General features: G+C 48.2%; 9 protein-coding genes. 3 read left to right on the top strand and 6 right to left on the bottom strand.

Annotated elements, in window-relative coordinates; translation table 11 throughout:
- Positions 1–2: 2 nt before the first annotated feature.
- The 4 genes from G8759_RS13560 to G8759_RS13545 form a co-directional block, all read right to left on the bottom strand.
- On the bottom strand, positions 3–1,571 hold the full coding sequence (locus G8759_RS13560) for a RagB/SusD family nutrient uptake outer membrane protein (RefSeq protein WP_167208799.1): 1,569 nt from the start codon (positions 1,569–1,571) through the stop codon (positions 3–5).
- A gap of 128 nt (positions 1,572–1,699) precedes the next feature.
- Positions 1,700–4,927: a SusC/RagA family TonB-linked outer membrane protein gene (locus tag G8759_RS13555; RefSeq protein WP_167208797.1), complete on the bottom strand. Its 3,228-nt coding sequence runs from the start codon at positions 4,925–4,927 to the stop codon at positions 1,700–1,702.
- Positions 4,928–5,017: 90 nt separating this feature from the next.
- The gene (locus tag G8759_RS13550) at positions 5,018–6,796 is read right to left on the bottom strand and encodes a tetratricopeptide repeat-containing sensor histidine kinase (protein ID WP_167208795.1); all 1,779 of its coding nucleotides are present in this window, start codon (positions 6,794–6,796) and stop codon (positions 5,018–5,020) included.
- Positions 6,797–6,824: 28 nt separating this feature from the next.
- Complete coding sequence (locus G8759_RS13545; protein ID WP_167208793.1) at positions 6,825–7,472, bottom strand: response regulator transcription factor; 648 nt, start codon at positions 7,470–7,472, stop codon at positions 6,825–6,827.
- A 592-nt stretch (positions 7,473–8,064) separates the two neighbouring features.
- On the opposite strand from G8759_RS13545, the gene G8759_RS13540 reads away from it, so the two are divergent.
- Both G8759_RS13540 and G8759_RS13535 read left to right on the top strand, forming a co-directional pair.
- Positions 8,065–9,792, top strand: a complete 1,728-nt coding sequence (locus tag G8759_RS13540; RefSeq protein ID WP_167208791.1) for a GMC oxidoreductase — start codon at positions 8,065–8,067, stop codon at positions 9,790–9,792.
- 181 nt (positions 9,793–9,973) lie between these two features.
- The gene (locus tag G8759_RS13535; protein ID WP_167208789.1) at positions 9,974–11,536 is read left to right on the top strand and encodes a sulfatase family protein; all 1,563 of its coding nucleotides are present in this window, start codon (positions 9,974–9,976) and stop codon (positions 11,534–11,536) included.
- 71 nt (positions 11,537–11,607) lie between these two features.
- Here the strand turns inward: G8759_RS13535 and G8759_RS13530 are convergent, their stop codons facing one another.
- Together G8759_RS13530 and G8759_RS13525 are read right to left on the bottom strand one after the other, a co-directional pair.
- Entirely contained in the window at positions 11,608–14,118 is a 2,511-nt protein-coding gene (locus G8759_RS13530) for a glutaminase family protein (protein ID WP_167208787.1), read from the bottom strand.
- Positions 14,119–14,391: 273 nt separating this feature from the next.
- Positions 14,392–15,003, bottom strand: a complete 612-nt coding sequence (locus tag G8759_RS13525; RefSeq protein WP_167208785.1) for an NAD(P)H-dependent oxidoreductase — start codon at positions 15,001–15,003, stop codon at positions 14,392–14,394.
- 141 nt (positions 15,004–15,144) lie between these two features.
- Between G8759_RS13525 and G8759_RS13520 the strand changes: the two genes are divergently transcribed.
- Positions 15,145–16,044 (top strand): LysR family transcriptional regulator, encoded by a 900-nt coding sequence (locus G8759_RS13520; protein WP_167208783.1) that lies wholly within the window; start codon positions 15,145–15,147, stop codon positions 16,042–16,044.
- The last annotated feature ends 45 nt before the right edge of the window (positions 16,045–16,089 follow it).

The following is a 16,089-nucleotide window of genomic DNA, read 5'->3' as shown; positions in this document are numbered from 1 at the left end:
CTCTACTTGTAATAAGGCACTGGATCTTTGCCCAATTCGGGGTCCTGCACGATCTCTCCGGCCGGTATCGGCAGATACATCTTGTCTTCGGTGAAATTGGTTATGTAGTTCGCTCCAGTGACCGTTCCCCGGTTTTGCTTTTCAATTATTGCTTTCGCTTTTGCAAAACCCTGACGCTGAATATCGTACCAGTAGTCGCCTTCAAAGGCAAATTCCACACGCCGTTCGTGCAGAATGTCGTCGAGCGTAAACGATGTTTTGGGCGATAAACCAGCACGCGTCCGTACTTTATTCAAAGCTTCGAGTGCTTTGGCATCATTTGTCGATGCGCCACCGGCCAGCGTAGCCTCGGCATAAATCAGCAGGATGTCGGCATAGCGAAGCAGCACCACGTTATTTCCCGAGTTCTGACCGAGAACCGATTCGCCACCAAAACTCTTGCCGGGACCGGCAAAGTACTTGGCAATATTGGAGCGGGTCGCGTTGAGAATTCCACCATCTTCGGTTGGTTGCAGCGTATCGTATTTATATCCGTTGGCCATAAACGCATTGTATTTGGGCGCATTGACACGTTGCGGTTTCCAGTTCGGATTGGTCCATCCGTGTTCCATCACCGACCATTTTCGGCGCAGATCGCCAAATTCATACTCTTTCAGCATATCGAGCGACGGAATGTACATTTCCCAGGCATCGGCTTCGGCGGTACGAAGGTTACCCGCTCCCCGATCCGGATTTTTCAGGTTACCCGTTCCCCAGGGGTCCTGCGCCAGTTGATGCTGAATCGAGAATAACGACTCCACGTTGTTGTTCATGCTCATTTTCGTGAACATGCCGTTGTAATCAGCAACCAGACTGTATTTGCCCGAATTGATCACTTCTTCGGCCTTCGCTTTGGCGTTTGCGTAGTCTTTGCTGTACAGATACAGCTTCGACATCATTCCTTTAGCCGAATACTTCGTCAATCGTCCGGCCACGTCCGATTCTGGGAGGCCGGCTTCGGCCAGTTTCAACTCCTCCAACGCAAAACGCAGTACATCTTTTTGCAGATACCGTGGGATATTGAAGTTGCCCGACAGCGCCGTTTCGCCCGGATCGGTAATAATCGGTGCCGCTCCCCAGGTGCGGGCAATGTATAAGTAAAGCGTACCGCGAATAAAATGACATTCAGCAATTGCCGGGTCCAGATAAGCAGCACCACCCCCAGCGGCCTTCTTTTCCTCAAAGGTTTTAATCATCACATTGGCATAGCCGATGATCTTATAAAACGCTCCCCAGGCAGCGCCAATTCGCTCGGAGGCAGATGATACGGTGAAGTTCAGGTATTCTACATCGGTATACGTAAACATGTTTCCCGCCATCACATCGCCAATGGCATCCTGCGCCCTGCTCTCGTAGTTTCGCCAGGGTAAACCGCTATAAAGCGTACTGGTTGCAGACCGTACTTCGTCCGCATTGTTGTAATAGTTGCCGGTCGTTGTACCCGAAAGTGAGGGCCGTTCAATGAAGTCTTTCGAACAGGACGATAACACCATTGCCGGAAACAGCAGAGTATATAGTGGCTTAAATTTCATGGCTTGTATTTAATGAGTGAAAGAGCGAAAGAATGAGTGAGTCCTATCATCTTTCAGAATAAAGAGCCTTCGGAACGCTTTGCATCAGCAATTCGCTCTTTCACTCATTTATGCTTTCGCTCTTTAATTTAGAATTGCAGATTCGCGCCTACAGTAAACGTACGTGGGTTTGGGTAGTGACCCGTATCCACATTCATGAGCTTGATGCTGTTGTTAAAAGCGCCGATTTCGGGATCATAGCCTGAATAATTCGTGAAAGTTTTCAGGTTCTGAATCGATCCGTAAATCCGGAGATTTGTGACTTTAACCTTACCTATTAAGTTTTTGGGGAGCCGATAGCCAAGGGTAACGTTCTGAATTCGGGCGTAGGAGGCATCTTCTACATACCGATCCGACATAGCCGTGTTATTCTTGTTCGTGTTCGTGAAACGAGGTAGTGCACCGTTCAGATTCGTTTCTGTATACCGATCCGTTACCGATTTCATCTGGTTCGTATAGGCATTATTTAGCCCTTCCAGTTGCCAGCGGAGGAAGTTATACGCTTTGGCACCCTGACTGCCCTGGAGGAATAACGAAAAGTCGAAATCGCCGTAGTTGAGCGTATTCGTGAATCCCCAACTGAATTTGGGCAACGGGCTACCAATGAAGGTCAGGTCCTGCGCGTCGATCTTCTTATCGCCGTTAATGTCTTTATAGCGAATGTCGCCCAGCCAGGTTTCATTCCTGTTGACCTTGTAGCCAAACTGGGGAAGACTGGCGTCCAGATCGGCCTGGGTACGGAACAATCCATCGGTTACCAATCCCCAGAACGAGCCAACAGGACGGCCGGGTGTCGTGTGCGTGATGAGGTAGTTGTTGTAATATACCTTCCCATCCAGCGCCGAAGCCGCACTGGCCGCCCGGTCGTAGCTGTTGGTAAATTGCGTAAATACGAGGTTGGTCTTCCAGCTAAAGTTACCCTTCCGGATGTTGGTCGTTGTCAGGCCGATATCGATCCCGGTATTGGTCATCTGACCGGCATTTCCCAGCGGTGCCTTCAGATCATCCCACTGGTCGCCTACCCCAATCAGGTTTGGACCTGTCAGGAAGATGATCATATCGGAAGTCACTTTCTTATAGACATCAATCGTAGCATCGATCCGACCGTTAAAGAACCCTAAATCAACCCCTGCATTGGACGTTTTGACGGACTCCCATTTCAGGTTCGGATTCGGAATGCCATTGATCATGTTTGAGGAACCAAAGCCTACCGGACCCGAGAAAAACTGGACAGCACCCACATAGGCCGGATTAGGTGCCCCGCTGGGGAAGTTCTGATTACCAACGATTCCGTAACCCAGACGTACTTTTGCATAACTCAGCACTTTCGAAATATCGCCCTTCATAAATTTCTCGTTCGACACTGTCCAGCCCGCCGATACGCCAGGGAAATAACCCCAACGGTTATTGGGCCCGAAGTTCGACGATCCATCGGCCCGGAAGCTGGCCGAAAGCGAATACCGATCATCGTAGGTATAGTTGGCGCGGGCGAAATAGGACTCCATAGCCCACTGCCCTTTACCGCCACTCAAACCCCAGGTTGTCTGGTCGGAGCTACCCGTGTTGAGGTCAAAAATATTGGCCTGTAAGTCGACCTTTGTACCCGAGATCGACTCGTAGTAGGAGTGCTGGGCCTGGTGGCCCAACGTTGCCTGAATCCCGTGTTTCTTGATGTATTTATTGTAATTCAGGTAGTTGGTAATCGAATAGTAGTAACTGTCGGACCGGGAATCGATCAGTTTACTACGGAACGACGTACCGCCAACGTTACCGGCTTTCTGAAACGCAACGTTGTTATCCTGCCCTAACGAGTAGGATAGTTCATTGCGTAACGACAGGTCTTTCATCAGTTGAAACTCAGCGTACAGGCTACCAAATATATTGTTCGACGTTTTGGTATTGCCCCGATACTGGCTATTTCCGACCAGGTTTGAGTTGTTGTATTGTACACCACCAATGGTTTGGCCACCACCCCATGAACCGTCAAGATTCTTAACGGGAGTCAGCGGACTGGTCGATGCACCCCACCAGATCGTACCCTCGGCGGCATCGGCCAGCGACACGTTCTGAATGCTGCGGGAGACGTTGGCACTGATACCCACTTTGGCCCAGCTCTTTAATTGGCTATCGAGGCTAAACCGGGAGGCATACCGCTTAAAGTCGGAACCCAGCAGAATTCCTTTGTTGTCGAAATAATTGAGCGACAGGTAATACGTCGTTTTTTCACGTCCACCCGAAAAGCTCAACTGGTGGTTATTGATGGCTCCCCGCTGAAACATAGCTTCCTGCCAGTCGGTCCCATTGCCGAGCAGATCCGGATTTTTGAACTCATCGGCAACAGGATTACCAATGATTGGCAGCACTTCATTCTGGTATTTGGCAAAATCGCGCAGATTCATCAGATCGAGTCGGCGGGTCACTTCCGATACGCCCGTATACATCTCGTAATTGATCTTCCCTTCGCCCTGTTTGCCTTTTTTGGTTGTGATCAGAATCACTCCGTTTGCCGCCTGCGAACCGTAGATGGCCTGTGCCGATGCATCTTTCAACACATCGATCGACTCAATGTCATTGGGATTCAGCATGGCCATAACCGAGTTGCCGGTCTGACCATCGCCACCGCCCAAGCCAGCATAACCCGTACTCGATGAGGTATTTCCGCCAACAAACGGAACACCATCGATTACAAACAGTGGGTCATTGCTATTGATGGACGTTACCCCACGCACTTTAACCGACACACCACCGCCCGGCTGGCCACCATTGCTGGTGACCGTTACACCGGCTGCCTTGCCCTGAAGCAATTGGTCAACACCAGCTGCCGGAATATCTTTCAGGTCGGCGGCTTTCACGGTCGTGATCGACGATGTTACGTCTGACCGCTTTGCCGTACCGTAGCCAATCACGACCACTTCGTCCAGCGATTGATCGCCGGTTTGAAGCGTAATATTGAGGGTGGTACGCGTACCGACTTCCACTTCCTGGGTCTTCATGCCAATGAACGAGATAACCAGCACCTTCGCCCCGGCAGGCATATTGATCGAAAAACGGCCTTCCACATCCGTGGTTGTACCAAGCTGCGTACCCTTCACCGATACTGTTGCTCCGGGTAACGTATTTCCTTTTTCGTCGGACACAATGCCTTTGATAAGGTCTTTTACATCGGATATGATGTCGATGCCAGCTTTAGCATCTTTGGTAGTCGCCAGAACAGCCCGGTTTTTATCGAAGGCCATTCTGGTGAGGGTTCGGTCCTGAGCAGAGACAGTAAGCCAGCTACTCAGGACGAACACGCCTGAAAGCATATGTTTAATCATAAGGGGAAATTTAAAGTCAACTTAGAATATAGAAATAGTAGGCGTTTTTGACTATCCCATGTCTAATGAGCAGCCAGTTAGCCTGACGATCTAGCTAATTGCGGTTGTTGTTTGGAGTTGTTTTTGCATTGGCAGCGAGATCATGACAGAGGTTCCTTTCCCGGCTTCGCTCTGCCACATAACCTGCCCACCGAGGTAAGCAATTCGTGAGTTGATGTTGGCAATACCATTGCCTTTTGATGGCTTTTTTTCAAAATCGGCTCCCTGTCCGTCGTCATCGACACTGATCAAGGTGGTTTCGTCACTGGCCATAATCTGCACAGTAACCACCTGAGCATGAGCATGTTTCAACGCATTATTCAGTAACTCCTGAACAACCCTGTAGATCATCACAGAAGCCTCATCGCCCAGAGCCGGAACCTCGCCGTAATGTTCCAGAATCAGTTTCGTCTGATTGACAAGGTTTAACTTTTGAACCAGATCTTCCAGGGCAGGAATGAATCCAAAGGTGGATAATGCATAGGGCCGGAGATCATTGGAAATCAGGCGGGTTTCGGTACAGGCTTCATCTAAAAACTGGTTTAACGGTTCTTTTACGGATAAGGGTAATTGTTCCTGATGCGCTTCAACAAATAACTTTATACGCGACAACTGAATTCCCAGGCCATCGTGCAGGTCGCGGGCAATTCGGCTCCGTTCGCCCTCCTGTCCTTCGATCATGGCCCGCAATGACTTTAGTTCGAGCTGACGAATCTGCTGCTGGGCAATAACGGTTTGTTGATGCGCAATCAACTTCTGCTGACGGCGAAGGTAGACCAACGCACAAACACCTAATACACTAATAACCAAACCAATAGCCAACATTGAATTAAGTACATGCTGGTTGCGGCTCTTCTCCTCGACCAGTTGTTTTTCTACCGCCAATGTTTTGATCTGGTTGTCGAGTTCCTGCAATCGAATACTTTTCGTTTGTTCGGACGAATAGAACTGATTCGTGAAGTCGAGTGTCTTTAATGATGCGGCATAGGCATTTTTATAATCACCCATCCGGAAGTAACTATCGGCGGTATGCCTGGATAACTCCCGCACCATCGACAGGTTATTTTCAGCTTCTGCGAGTTTAAAACTCTGCTGGTATTCGTCAATCGCTTCTTTCGACTGATTTTTGAACTGCTTGACAAGGCCTAAATAGAAGTGATTCAGGGCAATCAGCCAGTTCGTTTTTAGATTCCGGGCTATAGACAGGCTCTTATTGGCAAAGTAGTAAGCAGAATCTGGCTTCTTAACCCGTGAATACGTATTTGCCAGCAGATTCAGCGCATAGGCCTGCGAATACGCCTGCTTATACTGGGCGCTCAACCGTTCGGTTTCCCGTAATTGCGTGAACAAGTCATTCGGCAGTGGGTCTTTTTTCTGAGCAATATTGGCAAATCCCAATCGACACTCGATGACTTTGGGTATGTTATGCGTTCGTTCAAAAAACTGTTGCGCTTTTTGCAGGTATTTTTCCGCATAGGCCTGCATGAAATAATCGTGCGTGTAATAATCACCGATAACAATATACTCGTTGTAGTACCCTACCGAATCACCCATCAGGCCGTAATAGTTTAGCCCGCTGAAATAGGAGTCCATCGTGTATTTGTTATAGCCATACCGCTGATGATAAAGCCAGCCCAGATGATCGTATGATTTGGCGACCTGATCGTATTTTTTATCCTGAACCAGTTGCCTGATCTGCCTTTTCAGGCTATCGATCGACGCTGGTTCCGATACAGCCATCACCGGCTGGAACCAGCCAGTTACCCCAAGGAGCAACAGGACTGAAATCCACCAGGCAGGCAATACAGAATACGTAGAATATGACCTCATCAGGGAAAACAGTTTAACCAGGCGTCTATCAATCAATATATTGCATTTCCATAGCGGTCTTGATCAACAAGGCCGTATTAGGAACGCCAAACTTCATCAGCAGGCTGCTTCGATGAAATTCAACAGCCTTTGCACTCACAAATAACTGGGTAGCCATTTGCTGGGTTGTCAGGCCTTGTGCAATCAGGATAAGTACTTCCGATTCACGGGGTGTCAGGTTTGGTTTAACGCCCACACCCGCAGTCGACTTTCGGTTTTTAGGTCCTTCGTTCAGCAGAATATGCATAATGGTTTCATTAAAATATTGCTTCTCGTGATGAACCGTCTGGATTGCCTGTAGTAACTCTGTTTTGGTTGTATTCTTCAATAAGTAGCCTTTTGCCCCCTTCTTTACGACCCGTTTGATCAGGCTGGCATCGTCGTGCATGGTTAGTGCTACAACTTTCGTTTTTGGGTAGGTGCGCGTTATATGTTCACATAGGCCAAGACCATCTTCAATCTGCGGAAAGGAAATATCCAGTAAAACAACATCGATTGACACCTGGGCCAACCGCTCAACAACCGACTGGACTGTGTAGCACCGTTCAGTCACTTTGATATCCGGCGATCCTGAAATAAGCGACTCGATCCCTTCGACAAAGACATTGTGGTCGTCAGCTATTAGAACTCGTATCATGTAATCTTTATCAGCAAGAAGGTGCAGCAAAACAGTTATCGGTTAAGGCTTTATAAATAGCCAATCGGCTAAAAGTTCAATTGGATGCTTGCCTCTCGCTACAAATAGAATTTTGTTTAGCAAAAGTAGGACTAAGTAGGCCAGCTATAGAATAGTGAAAACCCAATTTTATAGAAAATTAGGGAAAACCCTAGACAAACCTATGCATCATTAAATTCACAATATTCGCTCTGTATGTATATCCGCGGACCAGAAGGACTTCGCATCGGGCTGGCAAAACTACTTGACACTAAATAAGTAGTGGATGTTTTCTAAATTATTTTCGCCACTACTATCGTTGACAAAAGCGGCTTTACTTTGGACTTGTTTAATCGTTCTATTCGGAAGAGATTCGGTGGATTCAATGTCAGGCCGAAACAAGTTCGGCCTGACGACAGCACGAGACTTGTATGGAAAGTTAAAACAGCCTCATCAGTTTTTCGGGTAGGTATAATCGTCCAGCATCGGCTTTTTAGTACGTAAACCGTTTCACAAAAAGACTAGCTTTAGCTGTGCCAGTTCCTGAGCACGACTAGCGATTACTGAACCCTTTATGAACCTTAATCTTAAAGCACAACTCAATAATACGTTCGATGCCATTGTGGTTGGTTCGGGCATTAGTGGTGGCTGGGCCGCGAAAGAACTCACCCAGAAAGGGTTGCGGGTACTGATGCTCGAACGAGGGCGCGACCTTCAGCACATTACGGGCTACGATACCGCCCTGAAGGCTCCCTGGGAGTTTGCCCATCGCGATCGTACGATTTTACCAAAAGACAACCCAGCTCCTGATTTTCGGGTTCTTGGCTATAATGAACAAAATGGCCATTTTGTATTCGATAATCGAAACGCACCATACAAAGAAATACACCCTTTTCTCTGGTATCGTCCTGACACACTGGGTGGTAAGTCGATTATGTGGGGGCGGCAGAGCTATCGGTTTAGCGAGATGGATTTCGAGGCTAACGCCCGCGATGGCTACGGTACCGACTGGCCAATTCGGTATAAGGATCTGGCTCCCTGGTATAGCTACGTCGAACCATTCGCCGGTATTTCAGGCAATAAGGAGGGGTTGGCACAATTGCCCGACGGTGAGTTTTTGCCGCCTATGGATTTGAACTGCGTAGAGGAGCACGTTCGCGGGAAATTGAAAACCAAAATGAATCGCGTGATGACGATTGGCCGAACCGCCAATCTGTCGAAAGCCAATCCGATCCATACCTCGGTCGGCCGCGCTCCCTGCCAGTACCGAAATCAGTGCGCCAGAGGCTGCCCGTATGGTGGCTATTTCAGTTCACTTTCTGCAACGTTGCCAGCCGCCCGCAAAACCGATCGGCTCACGGTTCGGACGGATAGTATTGTATCGGAAGTGTTGTTTGACGAGAAAAAAGGGAAAGCTACCGGCGTTCGGGTTATCGACTCCAAAACGAATCAGACAACCGAGTATTACGCCCGGATTATCTTTCTGAATGCGTCGGCCATGGCCACGAATTTCATTCTACTTAACTCGGTTTCAGGCCGTTTTCCAAATGGATTCGGCAATGATAGCGGCACCTTAGGTAAATACATCATGGACCACCATTTTCAGGTAGGGGCTAATGCACAGGCCGATGGTTTGGGGTTCGATGACAAATACTACTATGGACGTCGGGCGAATGGCATCTACATCCCCCGCTATCGGAATATCGGAACCGACAAGCGTACGTACCTGCGAGGCTTTGGCTATCAGGGCGGAGCTTCCCGTTCCGGCTGGCAGCGACTGATTGCGGAAGCATCCAGTGTTGAGGGTAATTTCGGAGCAGCACTGAAGGAAAGGGCGACTCAGCCGGGTCCGTGGACAATGGGCATCATGGGCTTCGGTGAATGTTTACCCTATGAAGACAACACGATTACGCTGAATCATAATCGGCCTGACAAGTGGGGGTTACCTACGATCATATTCGACGTGAAATTCCGTGAAAATGAAGAGCGTATGCGTCAGGACATGATGAACGATGCCGCCGAAATGCTCGAAGCGTCTGGGCTGAAAAATATCACGACGTACGATAACCATTCGATACCCGGCCTGGCTGTTCATGAAACGGGTGGCGTTCGAATGGGCCGCGATCCCATAACGTCGATGCTTAACGCCCACAATCAGCTTTGGGCAGCTAAGAATGTGTTCGTTACCGACGGAGCTTCGTTTGCTTCTGTAGCCTGTCAAAACCCATCGCTCACGTTTATGGCCCTAACAGCCCGAGCGGCCAATTTTGCCGTCAGCGAATTGAAAAGGCAGAATTTATAAATTGAAGCTGTTTAAACGTTTCTTTTTGTGTCAACATTAAGCTAATCCAGTCGCCACTATTTTAAAAAGTTTAAACAGCTTTAGCCTTTTAACAGCTTGCGAAATCAACCATTTCATGATTTGACAATGAAATGGTTGATTTCACCTAGCCAATACCTAAATCAAATTACGTTAAAAACGAATGAAGTACTTTCTATTAAGTGGGTTTAGTACGCTTGTCTTTATAGGCATACTGACCTCATTTCGCCCCCAGTTTGACAATCCTCCCACCCGACCGAGCGCGGCCCGACCGAACGCGGCCCGACCCAAAAATATTATTTACATTCTGGCCGATGACCATCGCTACGATTTCATGGGGTTTACGGGTAAAGTTGCCGGATTGAAAACGCCGAACCTCGATCGGCTGGCCAGCGAAGGGGCTCATGTTCGGAATGCGTTTGTAAGTACCGCCCTTTGTTCGCCCAGCCGGGCCAGTATTCTGACAGGACAGTATGCGCATACACACAAGGTGGTCGACAACTTTGCGGCATTAACGCCGGGCCTGAAATTCTTCCCGCACTACCTGAAACAGGCAGGTTATAAAACGGCATTTCTGGGTAAATGGCATATGGGCAATACCGACGATGCTCCCCAGCCCGGTTTCGATTATTGGCTCAGCTTTAAAGGGCAGGGCGTTTATTATAACCCGACCTTCAACATCAATGGAAAACAGGTCAGTTATGCCGACAGCAGCTACACCAGCGATTTACTGACCGATTATGCCCTGAAGTGGCTCAGTTCGCTCGACAAGAACAAACCGTTCTGCCTCTATCTTTCGCATAAAGCGGTTCATGCCGAATTTCAGCCCGCCAAACGTCACCGGGGTATGTACCGCAACATTCCTATCAACTACCCGCAGAGCATGTATTTTACGGCCACAGATACCAGTAAAATCTGGGGGCCGAAACCGCTGACTCAAAGTCCGGAAACGGGTGCATTAAAAGTTAACATGGCCGACATGCCTGCCTGGGTGAAAAATCAACGGTATAGCTGGCATGGGGTCGATTATATGTACGACGGGCAAATTGGCTTCAATGATTTTTACCGGCAATATTGTGAAACACTTATGGGCGTAGACGACAGCGTTGGACGCGTACTAAAGTGGCTGGAAGCGAACAATCAGTTAGAAAATACCCTGATCGTTTACATGGGTGACAACGGTTTCAGTTTCGGCGAACACGGCCTGATCGACAAGCGACACATGTATGAAGAATCGATGCGGGTGCCGCTGCTGATACGTTGTACCGACATCATCAAACCCGGCACAAAACTGGATCAGGTCATTCAGAATGTAGATATTGCCCCTACTTTAATGGCGTATGCAGGTCTTGCTAAACCAGCGCAGATGCAGGGGAATTCATTTTTGCCATTGCTTAAAGGCCAAACTATTCCCTGGCGCGACCGGGCTTTCTACGAGTATTATTGGGAAGCAGATTTTCCGCAAACACCCACCATGTTCGGTGTCAGAACGGGCCGGTATAAGTACATTTTCAACCACGGTGTCTGGGATGCGAATGAACTATATGATTTACAGAGCGACCCGCAGGAAGTTAACAACCTGATTCGTAGTTCAGAGCATCAAAAAATTGCCCAGGACATGCGCAATCAGGTATTCGACTGGCTCGAATCGACGGGCGGGTTGCAAATTCCGCTTCACCCTATCCGGCAAAAGCGCAACGATCACCGGTATAAGGGAACGTATTGATTGTAAAGATGAGTCCGCCGGTGCATTAGCATGACCGGGTATTTTTTGCTGGCGCACCGACGGACCCATTTCTATTTTTTCATCTGCTTCTGTAGCAATTTAATGTAGTATCCCCCCACGACCGACCGAGCCTGAAAACCAACCTGTTTGGCGTTTGTAGTTTCGTGCCAGTCGGTGAGCGGCACACGGCTTGGCGTTTCGTTGGCAAACTTCCAGACTGGCTTAATTAAGGCTTGAAAATCGGCATCTGAATCGGCCAGGGTTGCGGTCCACATGATCCAGTCCGATTTTGTGTAGGTTTTCCGACTGTCCAGCGGCAGTCCGTATGTATTCTGATGGTTGAGATAAAACGCAATCTCTTTTTTGGCTACCTCCTCCGGAAATACGTTCAAATCAAGCAATCTATCCCAGACAATGTTATACTTCTGGCTCCAGCTTCCGGCAGTTTTGTCGAACGTAAGCGCATAATGATCGCCATCCGCATCGAGTTGCATCCACTTTCGAGCCAACTCGCGAGCCAGTGCAAAATGCTCATCGGCCGTTTTCTGATCACCCATCATCCGGGCAAGTTTACCATAACAGGCAATGCCGACAATGGCCTTTGCGGATAAGTTGGCATTACGGGCCAGGTGACCGGCAAAATCATCGGTACAGAGCTGATTGGTCGGATCGAATCCATCGCGTTTCAAAAAACCAACCCATTTGGTCAGGGTTGGCCAGTGCTCACGAGCGAAATCAGGCTTGCCGTCGACATGGGCAACGGCAGCCGTCAAAATCATCATATTTCCGGCTTCCTCTACGGGCATATCTTCGCCATACGTTTGCCCATTTGCCAGCGGATAGGTGCCTACGTCATGAGCCGGAAAATCCTTTTTCCACCGGCCTGACTCACTATAATCGAAGATAAAACGGAGCAGACCCTTAGCCAACTCATTGTTGTAGAGGAGAAATAAAGGAGCCGACGGATAGGTTACGTCTACTGTTCCGATTGACCCATTCGAAAAGTTCTCTTTCGAGAAGAACAGGACAGGTGCATCCTTTCCTGCACTTTTTGGGCCAGCTACAATTTTATGGGCAGAAATGGCCTGCCGGTACGCCAGAACGCACAAATCGGCATATTCTTTACCACCCGCTTTTTCAGCATCAGCACGTACTTTGGCATCAAAGGACGTACACTTTTGCCGAAGCCGCGTATAGTCCTTCTCCGCCGTTTGCAGTAAATCGGGCATTGTTGTTTTGCCATCGCGATTCCACCATGCCCGCAGATTCTGCTGAAAGTACTGAACCGAGTATAGATCATCGTAAGCCAGCATCAAATGTCGGGCAACCGGTTTGGTCACGCTACCCAAATCAAGCACGGCAGCAACGGCCATTGTCTGCGCCGGTTCGGCGGCAGTCTTTACGGCTGCCGAAAGCTGGCCTTTGTCGAAGAAAAACTGCTTGAGATCGGCTACTTTCCCCGATCCGGTACGGCTGCCAGCCGATGGCTGCGGCACTGCCAGATAGGCATAGCCCCAATCAATACGAACGTTATCACCTTTTTTGACCAGTACCTGCTGATCCTGTGTGCCTACTGTTTGATACGATAACCCTGGAGCCTGGCCAGCTTTTGCCAGAACATTCTGTCCAGCAGTGTTGGTAGCCATTGTAGCCGATTCAGTAAACAAAATCTGCACTGAATGCGGTTTATCGTCGCTCGATTGCGCATTGAATGTTACGTACGTTACGGGCCGGGAAGCTACATCGAGTTCGTCGAGCAGTAGTGGCGACAAAAAATTAACGGTCAGCCCGACTGGCCCGGCAGTAAAGGTGTATTCGGTTTGGGTAGCCGAGACCGTTACCGCCGTTTGCGTGGCCGCCGATACGGCAGAAGATTTAATGGGATTGACAATGCCTACATCAATAAACGACCCACCCCGTGGACTGACGCAGTGAATGGCCAGCACGTTTTTACCAGTATGTAAAGCCTTTTGTCCTTCAGCCGAGAGGGGCAGGTTTACGTATTCGTTGATATAGCCCGGTTTGGCTAAAATTTTGGTGCCATTCAGATACACCTCCACATCGTCATCGTGGTTGATCGACAACAGCAAATTGGCCGGATCAGCCTTGCCATCATAGGTAAACTCGCGCCGGATGTAGATTCCATCTTTCATGGATTCGCTGTTTGTCCAGCGGGTTCTCGCTTCGGGTGTATCGCCGAAAGGACCCGGTGCCGAAGTCCAGTTGCTGGCATTGAAGCCGGGCTTTTCCCAACCGTCGCCGGGTTTCGTCGTTGTGTATAAAGCGGTATAAGGCTTCAGTTCGGCAGTCGGCAGAATTGGCGCGTAGGTGGTTGGAACAGCTCCCAGAAACTGGTATACTTTTCCATCGACCCGAATCATTCCTTCGAGCGACTGTGGTTTACCAGTCCAGTGACGCGTTGGCGAATCCGTAAGTTTATCGGTGGTACTCCAGACGCTAAAGTAGGGATCGTGCGTCACGAGCGGGTAAGCAGGTGGTCGCAGTGACTGAGCGTGTATTCCCTGTATCAGCAGGGAAACGATTAGAAGGAAGAGTAAACGGGTTGATTTTTTGTCTTGCATTGACAGGTACTGATTTTTACTTCAACTGAAGGCTTTCTACCTATAAATCAATTTACCGGAAACCTTTACTCTCTAACCCATAAAATCGCCACAAATTCCTGCTCATCAATCCCCGTCAACGAACCATAAATCTAGTGCTCGCTCGGCCCATTTAAACCGATACGGTTTAAATGGGCCGAGCGAGCACTAGTAGGTATAAACTAGAATTTGGAAAAGCCTTAGTTTAGTTGGGTGTTAGCCAGGTTACGGAATCCAGACACGTGATGCAATTGTCTATATAGCAACAACGGACTGGCCTATTAGTACTTTCTCCAGATGAGCCCTATAAAGCAGTTTATCCCGAGCGATATTCACATTTTTTTCAACGTCGTGAAAGTGAATACTTTCCAGCGGCTCCATACCCGTGAACGCATTCATTCGATGAAAACCGAACATGACTCCTTCATCCACACTTTTTTGATTAAAAAATTCGCCTGGTAGTGTAAATGCTTCTTTAGGAGCATTCCAGCTTGTGGTAAGCATGTAGTGCCGACCATGAAGTGTACCACCAGTACCATAGTTTACAGCTGGGTTTTTACGCGACCGTCCATCACTGGTATAAATTCCCTGCTGATGGCCAGCCGTAAATACACGGTCAAGATATTCTTTCATCCGGTAAGGTAACTGGAACCACCAGACCGGTGTATGATAAATCACAATATCAGCCCAGACATATTTTTTGACTTCCTCAAATGGATCGTATTCATCGTTGATGTTGGTAACTTTTACGTCAAATTCAGGGTGTTGCCGCAGGAAATCCAGTGTCCAGCCTGTTAGTGTTTCATTAAATGCCCCACCCGAGTGAGCAAACTTTTGACCGCCGTTGATGACAAAAACCGTTTTCATATCCTTCTTCTTTACTAAGTTTTTTGCTCCGGGTAACTAAGTTAAAAACCTGCTACCGGAATTCTGGCTACAAAATTAAAGGCGCAAAAAGTATCATAAAAATAACACAACTAGTAGCTTTGCATCATAATACTAATAGATATGGTGATCAACCTGGAATGGTTTCGTACGTTTAAGGCTATCTATGAAACCGGCTCACTGACAGCCGCGGCTCAGGTTCTGTATATTTCGCAACCTGGAGTAAGCTTGCATCTAAATTCGCTCGAAGCCCATACGGGCTATAAGTTATTTGACCGGGCCGCGCGAAAAATGGTCCCCACAGAGCGGGGAAAGGTGATGTATAATTATATTGTAGAACCTATAAATAAGTTGGAAGCCGCTGAACAGCAGTTTCAAAAAAGCTCAAAAACCGATAAGGCAACCATTAGCATCGGTATGTGCTTTGAAACCTTTCAGTTTACACTGGAACCGCATTTGGCCACCCTGCCTTTTAATGTTATTATCAAGTTTGGCGACTACCCTGCTATGCAACAGGACCTCGACAAAGGGTTACTCGACTTAATTATCACTCCACAAAAAGGCATACAGGCCAATCTGGATTATCGTCCTTTTTCTAAAGAGCGAATTGTCCTGATCGGAGGAGCGAAATCGAATACCGACGCGTTGAGTGATCTTCTCGAAAAAAAAGCATTTGGTGAAGCCGAAGCCTGGTTAAAAAAGCAGGTGTGGTATAGTACAGCTGCCGATATGGACAACCTGAAAAAATTCTGGCATCAGAATTTTTTCAAACACCCCGATTTTAAACCCAACTACATTGTTCCTAATATATGCTCCATTGTACGGTGCCTGAGCGATGGCGTAGGCTTTTCAATTATTCCTGATTTTTTATGCCGGGATGAAATTGAGGCTGGTAAAGTTAAACTGGTTTGGGCGGGGCAGAACGTAATTGAAAACACGCTTTACTTCGGTACACGGAAGAAAACGATCTATGCCCATGAAATTAGCCGGATTCAAGAGATTTTCGAAACACAGAATCTTTAATCCATTGTCTGTTCAGAAGTCATACCCTCACTAGAAGCCTATCAG

The organism is Spirosoma aureum (assembly GCF_011604685.1).
Classification (GTDB): Bacteria; Bacteroidota; Bacteroidia; order Cytophagales; family Spirosomataceae; genus Spirosoma; species Spirosoma aureum.
The sequence above is the reverse complement of the archived record's forward strand: the minus strand, read 5'-3'. Positions and strand labels throughout refer to the sequence as shown.

What these genes read in the sequence shown, in the direction of transcription:
- G8759_RS13560 (WP_167208799.1), bottom strand. Translation starts at nt 1,571, where the DNA reads ATGAAATTTAAGCCACTATATACTCTGCTGTTTCCGGCAATGGTGTTA.
- G8759_RS13555 (WP_167208797.1), bottom strand. Translation starts at nt 4,927, where the DNA reads ATGATTAAACATATGCTTTCAGGCGTGTTCGTCCTGAGTAGCTGGCTT.
- G8759_RS13550 (WP_167208795.1), bottom strand. Translation starts at nt 6,796, where the DNA reads ATGAGGTCATATTCTACGTATTCTGTATTGCCTGCCTGGTGGATTTCA.
- G8759_RS13545 (WP_167208793.1), bottom strand. Translation starts at nt 7,472, where the DNA reads ATGATACGAGTTCTAATAGCTGACGACCACAATGTCTTTGTCGAAGGG.
- G8759_RS13540 (WP_167208791.1), top strand. Translation starts at nt 8,065, where the DNA reads ATGAACCTTAATCTTAAAGCACAACTCAATAATACGTTCGATGCCATT.
- G8759_RS13535 (WP_167208789.1), top strand. Translation starts at nt 9,974, where the DNA reads ATGAAGTACTTTCTATTAAGTGGGTTTAGTACGCTTGTCTTTATAGGC.
- G8759_RS13530 (WP_167208787.1), bottom strand. Translation starts at nt 14,118, where the DNA reads ATGCAAGACAAAAAATCAACCCGTTTACTCTTCCTTCTAATCGTTTCC.
- G8759_RS13525 (WP_167208785.1), bottom strand. Translation starts at nt 15,003, where the DNA reads ATGAAAACGGTTTTTGTCATCAACGGCGGTCAAAAGTTTGCTCACTCG.
- G8759_RS13520 (WP_167208783.1), top strand. Translation starts at nt 15,145, where the DNA reads ATGGTGATCAACCTGGAATGGTTTCGTACGTTTAAGGCTATCTATGAA.